Annotated in this window: 6 protein-coding genes; all 6 read left to right on the forward strand. The window is 63.0% G+C overall.

The features are described 5' to 3' along the window. Nucleotides 1-3 precede the first annotated feature (3 nt). The 6 genes from KHO22_RS22555 to aspA all read left to right on the forward strand — a co-directional run bounded on the left by KHO22_RS22555 (nt 4) and on the right by aspA (nt 6,855). Nucleotides 4-1,242 (forward strand): MFS transporter, encoded by a 1,239-nt coding sequence (locus tag KHO22_RS22555; RefSeq protein ID WP_211949407.1) that lies wholly within the window; start codon nt 4-6, stop codon nt 1,240-1,242. A gap of 68 nt (nt 1,243-1,310) precedes the next feature. After that, a complete protein-coding gene (locus tag KHO22_RS22560; RefSeq protein WP_211949393.1) occupies nt 1,311-2,159 on the forward strand; it encodes a dihydroorotate dehydrogenase electron transfer subunit in 849 nt (282 codons plus the stop codon). Beyond that, nucleotides 2,152-3,102, forward strand: coding sequence for a dihydroorotate dehydrogenase (locus KHO22_RS22565; RefSeq protein ID WP_211949408.1), 951 nt, complete (start codon nt 2,152-2,154; stop codon nt 3,100-3,102). Before KHO22_RS22560 ends, KHO22_RS22565 begins: the two co-directional genes overlap by 8 nt. Nucleotides 3,103-3,105: 3 nt before the next feature. Then, on the forward strand, nt 3,106-4,383 hold the full coding sequence (locus tag KHO22_RS22570) for a hydantoinase/carbamoylase family amidase (RefSeq protein ID WP_211949394.1): 1,278 nt from the start codon (nt 3,106-3,108) through the stop codon (nt 4,381-4,383). Continuing rightward, nucleotides 4,373-5,440 carry a dihydroorotase gene (pyrC, locus tag KHO22_RS22575; protein ID WP_211949395.1) on the forward strand — a complete coding sequence of 356 codons (1,068 nt, stop codon included), beginning with the start codon at nt 4,373-4,375 and terminating at the stop codon, nt 5,438-5,440. Before KHO22_RS22570 ends, pyrC begins: the two co-directional genes overlap by 11 nt. Continuing rightward, entirely contained in the window at nt 5,437-6,855 is a 1,419-nt protein-coding gene (gene aspA / locus KHO22_RS22580) for an aspartate ammonia-lyase (RefSeq protein ID WP_211949396.1), read from the forward strand. The genes pyrC and aspA overlap by 4 nt, the downstream gene beginning before the upstream one ends. The last annotated feature ends 427 nt before the right edge of the window (nt 6,856-7,282 follow it).

Here is a 7,282-nt window from a genome sequence, read left to right on the forward strand (position 1 = left end):
AGCATGACTAGCCAACCACTCACTCAGCCGGTATCCGACGCCGAGGCCCCCACGTCTCCCTACGCATGGAAGGCTCTGGCAGGGTCTGCCATCGGCTACGCCATGGACGGATTCGACCTCCTGATCCTCGGCTTTATGCTGCCGACCATCAGCGCCGCGCTAGCGCTCGGCACCAGCCAGTCCGGCGCGCTCGTGACATGGACGCTGATCGGGGCGGTTGCGGGAGGCATCATCTTTGGCGCATTGAGCGATCGGTACGGGCGAGTTCGCGTGCTCACGTGGACCATCGTTCTGTTCGCTGTTTTCACGGGCATGTGTGCGTTTGCACAGGGATTCTGGGATCTGCTGGCCTACCGCACGATCGCCGGCGTCGGCCTCGGCGGCGAATTCGGCATCGGCATGGCGTTGGCCGCCGAAGCGTGGCCGGCAAGCAAGCGGGCGCGCGTGTCTTCCTACGTCGCACTGGGATGGCAATCGGGCGTGCTGATGGCGGCGTTGCTGACGCCCTTGCTACTTCCCGTAGTCGGCTGGCGCGGCATGTTTCTTATCGGCGTGATTCCTGCGCTGGTCGCGTGGTTCATCCGAAACCGCCTGCATGAGCCCGAAGTCTTCGTGCGCAGCAGCCGTACGAAAAAAATGCCCAACGCCTTCAGGCTATTGGTCGCCGACGGCAAGACTACCCGCACCAGCCTTGGCATCGTCATCCTCTGCTCGGTCCAGAACTTCGGCTACTACGGCATCATGATCTGGCTGCCGACCTACCTGTCCAAGACCCTGGGCTTCTCGCTGACCAAGTCTGCCATGTGGACCTCGGTGACGATTGTCGGAATGATGCTCGGCGTCATCGCCTTTGGTCACCTTGCCGACCGCATCGGCCGTAAGCCGACGTTCCTCATTTTCCAGGCCGGCGCGGTAGCAATGGTGCTCTACTACGCCAGGCTGTCGGACCCGATGACGATGCTTTGGGCCGGTGCGGTTATGGGCATGTTCGTCAATGGCATGATCGGCGGCTACGGTGCGCTGATTTCCGAAGCCTATCCCACGGCCGCCCGTGCCACGGCACAGAACGTCCTTTTCAATATCGGACGCGCAGTCGGCGGACTGGGGCCCATCGTCGTGGGCGCCATCGCGGCGACCTACTCCTTCCAACTGGCGATCGCCCTGCTCGCCAGCATCTATGTCCTTGACATGATCGCCACGATCTTCCTGATCCCGGAGCTGAAGGGCGTCGAACTGGAATAGCGCCTGGGTCATCCAGGCGAACCACGACTGCGCCCGACGGCGCAGCGCATTTCTCAGGAGTCACCACCATGTGTGCCAACCTGTGTAGCGCGGAACCCGCAGCTACCGTAGCCTCCTATCGCTGTCAAATTGTCGAACACTACTGGGTCAACCAGCGATACAAGTACATCCGGCTCGAGTCCGATGCCCCTATCGCGCCTCTCACCCTTCCAGGCCAGTTCTATCAGCTCAACTGCCCCACCACCGCTGAAGAGCAGCCGTTCCTGCTGCGTCCCATGAGCGTGTACGGCGCGGGACCGGAGCCAGGGCGGATCGAGTTCCTTTACAACGTCACTGGTGTCGGGACACGTGCGCTGGCAATGCTGCCAGTCGACGCCCATATGGATATCGTTGGTCCCCTTGGCAATACCTTCACCTTCGCCCCGTCGTTCCGGCGCATCCTTGTTGTGGCCCGTGGCGTGGGGCTAGCCACCATGGCGCCCTTGGTCCGCCAGGCGGCCAATGCCGGCGTGGAGATCACGGCCGTCATGTCTGCGCGCACCTCGGGCGACCTGATGGACAAGCAGTTCCTGCGCGGGGCCGCCGCGGAAGTGCATGGCGTGTTCGACGCGGATGGCACGTCCTCCGTGGAAGCCGTTGAATCCCTGATCCGACGCCTGATCAATACGCAGCGGCCCGACGCCATCTATACCTGCGGATCGCATCGGCTGCTGATGCTCCTGCAACGCATATTGCAGGACCACCCGGACATCCATGGCGAAGTGGCAATGGAACAGCGCATGGCCTGTGGCATGGGCGTCTGCCTGTCCTGCGTCCGCCTGTTCGAGTGCGATGGCGACAAGCAATTCCTGCGGGTCTGCCGCGAGGGCCCCGTGTTCAAGATTCGTGAAGTCGTTGGGGAGGTGGAGTTTGGCTAATCTAAACGTCCGGGTTGGCGACCTGACGCTGCGCAACCCTGTCATGCCCGCATCGGGCTGTTTCGCGATCGAGTATCGCGAGGCCATGGACCTCAACCAGCTTGGGGCCCTCGTCATCAAAAGCGTGTCGCCGAAATCGCGGGCGGGGAATCCGACGCCACGCGTGGCGGAGACCTACAGTGGCATGCTCAACTCAATCGGCATTCCAAGCAAGGGATTTGACTACTACCGCAGGGAAGTACTGCCTCCCTACACGCGGTATGACACGCCAGTCATCGTTTCCATCTCCGCCGATACCGCCGAAGAGTTCGGCGCGGCCTGCGCAGAGATGTCCTTGCCGGAAGTCGCCGCGATCGAGGCCAACATCTCGTGCCCGAACCTCGAGGCCGACGGCATGGCGTTTGCCATGCTGCCCGAGACCACCTACAAGGCAGTGGCCGCGATCCGCCGAAGCACGAAACACCCATTCTGGGTCAAGCTGACGCCCAACGCCGGCGACATCGCTGCGGTGGCGCGGGCCGCGGAAGAGGCTGGTGCCGATGCGATCGTGATGGGAAACACCGTACTCGGTATGGCGATCGACATCCGCACGCGCAAGCCCAAGCTTGGCAATGTGATGGGCGGCCTGTCGGGCCCGGCCATCAAGCCGATCTCGCTGCGTATGGTCCACCAGTGCTATCGCGCCGTACGCATTCCCATCATCGGCTGCGGCGGCATACAGAGCGCCGAAGACGCGGTGGAGTTCATGCTGGCAGGCGCCTCGGCCGTTCAGGTGGGCACCGCATCGTTTCGCGATCCGGCCGCGATGCAGAAGATCATCGATGGCCTTCAGGCTTACTGCGACGAGACGGGCATTGCATCCATCTGTGACCTCACGGGCCGGGTCATCCTGGATCGCCAACTCAGCGATCGATGGCTGCGTTTCGCCCAACAATCAGGTTGAGCCATGGACATCCTGCATCTCAAGCCGCTGGCGGAACAGCTCTTTGCCGACATCGGCGCATTGTCCTTCGACGGCGTAGGCATCACGCGGGACAGCTACGGCGCCGGTGAATCGGCAGCCGCCGACTATCTTTGCGGATTCGCCGAACAGCATGGCCTGCGCGTCCATCGCGACAAGGCCGCGAACCTCGTGTTCACGCTGCCGGATGAAAACGACAGTACACCGGCGGCGTGGGTCGGTTCACACATGGATTCCGTCCCCCAGGGCGGCAATTTCGACGGTCTCGCGGGCATCGTGGCAGGGCTGCTGTGCCAGATCGCGCGCAGGAGCCAGGGCGCTGGCGAGGCCGTACCGCTCCGGGTGATCGCGTTTCGCGGCGAGGAAAGTGCGTGGTTCGGGAAGGCGTACATGGGATCGAGTGCCGCACTGGGCAAGCTGACCACCGACGATCTGACGCTCAAGCATCGCCACTCCGGCCAGACGCTTGCGGCGTGCATGGCGGCATCCGGCGCCGATATCGACGCCATTGCGGCTCAGCAGTCATGGTTCGATCGCGACCGCGCCGTGGCCTATCTGGAACTGCATATCGAACAGGGGCCGGTGATGGTAGCGCGCAAGCTTCCCCTTGCGGTGGTGCCTGGTATTCGCGGCAACGTGCGCCACAACCACATCACCTGTATCGGAGAGCCCGGCCATTCCGGAGCCGTGCCCCGGTGGTTGCGCAAGGACGCCATGTTCGCGGTGGCCGACCTGATCGCTCGCCTTGACGAGCACTGGAAGGTCTTGCTGGAACGCGGCAGCGATCTTGTTGTGACTACGGGCATGGTCTCCACAGACGCCGTCGAACACTCCATCTCGCGGATTCCCGGCAAGGTCGACTTCAGCTTCGAAGCGCGCAGCAAGAGCATGGACACGCTGGAAGGCTTCTATCAACTGCTCCGCACGGAATGCAAGGCCATCAGCCGCGATCGCGGCGTCCGCTTCGAGTTCGACCGCCGCATCGAATCCGCGCCGGCGACGATGGATGCCGGTCTGTCTCGCCTGCTACGTGACGCATGCGCCAACGCGGACCTGCCGGTGGAGATGGTTCCCAGCGGGGCCGGGCACGATGCGTCGCTGTTCGCCAATGCCGGCGTTCCCACGGCGATGCTGTTCGTCCGGAACGAGCACGGCTCCCACAACCCGGACGAGGCCATGGACCTGGACGATTTCATGCTCGGCACCAAGGTCCTGTACCAGGCACTTCAGGACATCGGGCGAGGAAAAATTCATGACCGTTAGCACCTTGACCATCCGCCGCCCCGACGACTGGCACCTGCACCTGCGCGATGGCGACATGTTGCGTGCCGTGCTGCCGGCGTCCGCCAGCCAGTACGGCCGCGCAATCGTGATGCCCAACCTCCGGACGCCGGTTACAACTGCCGAGGCTGCCGTGGCCTATCGTGAACGTATCGAAAGCGCTTTGCCACGGAATGCCGCGTTCAGACCGATGATGACCTGCTATCTCTGCGACACCACGGATCCCGCCGAAGTTCGCGCCGGCTTCGATGGCGGTGCGTTCGCCGCGGCCAAGCTGTATCCGGCGGGCGCCACGACGCACGCGGAGTATGGCGTAACCTCGGTCGACCGCATTGCCGGCGTGCTCGCCGTCATGCAGGAGATTGGCATGCCGCTGCTGGTGCATGGCGAGAGCACGGACCCGACTGTGGACGTTTTCGACCGCGAAGCAAACTTCTTGCGAACAACATTGACGCAAATCCTCGCCAGCTATCCGCGTCTCAAGGTCGTGCTGGAGCACATCACGACCGAGGAAGCGGCCGACTTCGTCATGCGCGATGCAAGCGGCCGCTTGGCCGCCACCATTACGCCGCAGCACCTGATGTTCAACCGCAATGCCATGTTCTCGGGCGGCATCCGCCCGCACTACTACTGCCTGCCGGTGCTCAAGCGCGAGCATCACCGGCAGGCGCTGCGCCGCGCGGCAACTTCCGGCTCCCCGGCCTTCTTCCTCGGCACCGACTCGGCACCGCATGACACGGGCGCCAAGGAGTCCGCCTGCGGTTGCGCCGGCATCTTCAGTGCACCCGTCGCCTTGCAGGCTTACCTGACGGTGTTCGAGGAAGAGCGGGCACTGCATCGCTTCGAAGCCTTTGCGAGCGAGAACGGCGCGAACTTCTATGGCGTTCCGCCGAACCGGCAAACAATGACCTTCCACCGTACCCCAATGCAGGTAACCGGTCACATCGACCTGCCTGACGGCCGCCGTCTCCAGCCGTTCCTCGCCGGGGAAACGCTGCCCTGGTCGCTCGCCAGCTTCTCACAGGAGATCGCATCATGACCACCACCTATCGCACCGAATCCGACCTGCTGGGCGAACGCCAGGTGCCCGCCGACGCCTATTACGGCGTGCATACCCTACGGGCCTGGGAAAATTTCCAGATCACCGGCACGCCCATTTCGACGTGGCCGGAACTCATCATGGCGCTGGCGTCCGTCAAGCAGGCCGCCGCTGAGGCCAACGCCGAACTGGGGCTGCTGCCCGCCACATTGCGCGACGCCATCACTGCCGCCTGTCATGACGTGCGGGATGGGCGCCTGCACGATCAGTTCATCGTCGATACGATCCAGGGCGGCGCCGGCACCTCCACCAACATGAATGCCAACGAGGTGATCTGCAACCGCGCGCTCGAGCACATGGGGCATCAGAAGGGCGAGTACACCTACCTGCACCCGAACGAACACGTGAACATGGCGCAGAGCACCAACGACGTCTATCCCACGGCATTGCGGATTGCCACGTGCTTTGCGATAGAACACCTGCTCGAAGCGATGGAAGTGCTGCGCACCTCCTTCGACCGGAAGGCCACCGAGTTCGCGGGCCTGATGAAGCTGGGCCGTACCCAGCTCCAGGATGCGGTCCCCATGACGCTCGGACAGGAATTCTCCACCTATGCGGTAATGCTGGAAGAAGACATGGCGCGGCTGCGCGAGACAGCCTCGCTAATTCGCGAGATCAACCTCGGCGCCACGGCCATCGGCACCGGCATCACGGCCCATCCCGACTATGCAGCGAAGGCGCTCGCCGCGTTGCGGCGCATCACAGGGCTTGACCTGGCGCTAGCTCCCAATTTGGTGGAAGCCACGCAGGACTGCGGCGCTTTCGTTCAGATTTCCGGCGTGCTCAAGCGCATTGCAGTCAAGCTCTCGAAAACCTGCAACGACCTGCGCTTGCTGTCGAGTGGTCCGCGCGCGGGGTTCGGCGAGATCAACCTGCCGCCGATGCAGGCCGGCTCGTCAATCATGCCCGGCAAGGTCAATCCCGTCATTCCGGAGGTCGTCAACCAGATCGCCTTCGAAGTATTCGGCAACGACACCACGATCACGTTTGCCGCCGAGGCCGGCCAGTTGCAACTCAACGCATTCGAACCCGTGATTGCCACCAGCCTGTTCCGCAGCTTCCTGCATCTGACCAATGGCTGCCACACGTTGGCGCACAAGTGTGTGAACGGCATCACCGCCAACCCGGAGCGGCTTCGCGAGACCATCGAACGGTCCATCGCGCTGGTAACGGCGCTTAATCCGGTGATCGGCTACAAAAACGCGACCTCCGTCGCCTCCCAGGCGTTTGCGGAAGGCAAGACCATTCGCGAAGTGGTCCTGGCACGCGGCCTGATGACCGCCGAGGCGCTGGAAGAGGCGCTGCGGCCCGAAGCCCTGATCCGGCCCCGTGCCGACATGGGCAGCAAACACTGATCGAGGACCTCATGTCAAGGAACCGCACCGAACTCACCCTTCAAACATCCGTCGGCCAGGCGCTGCTCGATGCAGGCTGCATTCGCTTCCGAAGCGACGAACCGTTTCGCTTGCCATCAGGTTGGGCCAGTCCGGTGTATATCGTTATTGGTCAACAGCCTCCAGACGTACGCCGAAAGTAAGCTCCTGAATGGAAACCGCCAACTTATGGGCGCTGCATGATGGGGCCCACATGCAGCGACGACAACTCTTCTGACAGCCGTCTACATTGGAGGGAGCGCGGAGTCCTTCGGCTCCTTGGGAGACGCACCTTCATCTACTAAGAAGCGTTAGACAGCATGAGCGATGGGATCGACGTGGCACCCAAGGTCGGCGAGACGTTTGAGCAGGCGTCGAATTGTTTTCTCGGCATGATGGCGGTCGAAGT

The sequence above is a fragment of the Cupriavidus yeoncheonensis genome (genome assembly GCF_905397275.1).
Classification (GTDB): Bacteria; Pseudomonadota; Gammaproteobacteria; order Burkholderiales; family Burkholderiaceae; genus Cupriavidus; species Cupriavidus yeoncheonensis.

What these genes read in the sequence shown, in the direction of transcription:
- KHO22_RS22560 (WP_211949393.1), top strand. Translation starts at nt 1,311, where the DNA reads ATGTGTGCCAACCTGTGTAGCGCGGAACCCGCAGCTACCGTAGCCTCC.
- pyrC (WP_211949395.1), top strand. Translation starts at nt 4,373, where the DNA reads ATGACCGTTAGCACCTTGACCATCCGCCGCCCCGACGACTGGCACCTG.
- aspA (WP_211949396.1), top strand. Translation starts at nt 5,437, where the DNA reads ATGACCACCACCTATCGCACCGAATCCGACCTGCTGGGCGAACGCCAG.
- KHO22_RS22570 (WP_211949394.1), top strand. Translation starts at nt 3,106, where the DNA reads ATGGACATCCTGCATCTCAAGCCGCTGGCGGAACAGCTCTTTGCCGAC.
- KHO22_RS22555 (WP_211949407.1), top strand. Translation starts at nt 4, where the DNA reads ATGACTAGCCAACCACTCACTCAGCCGGTATCCGACGCCGAGGCCCCC.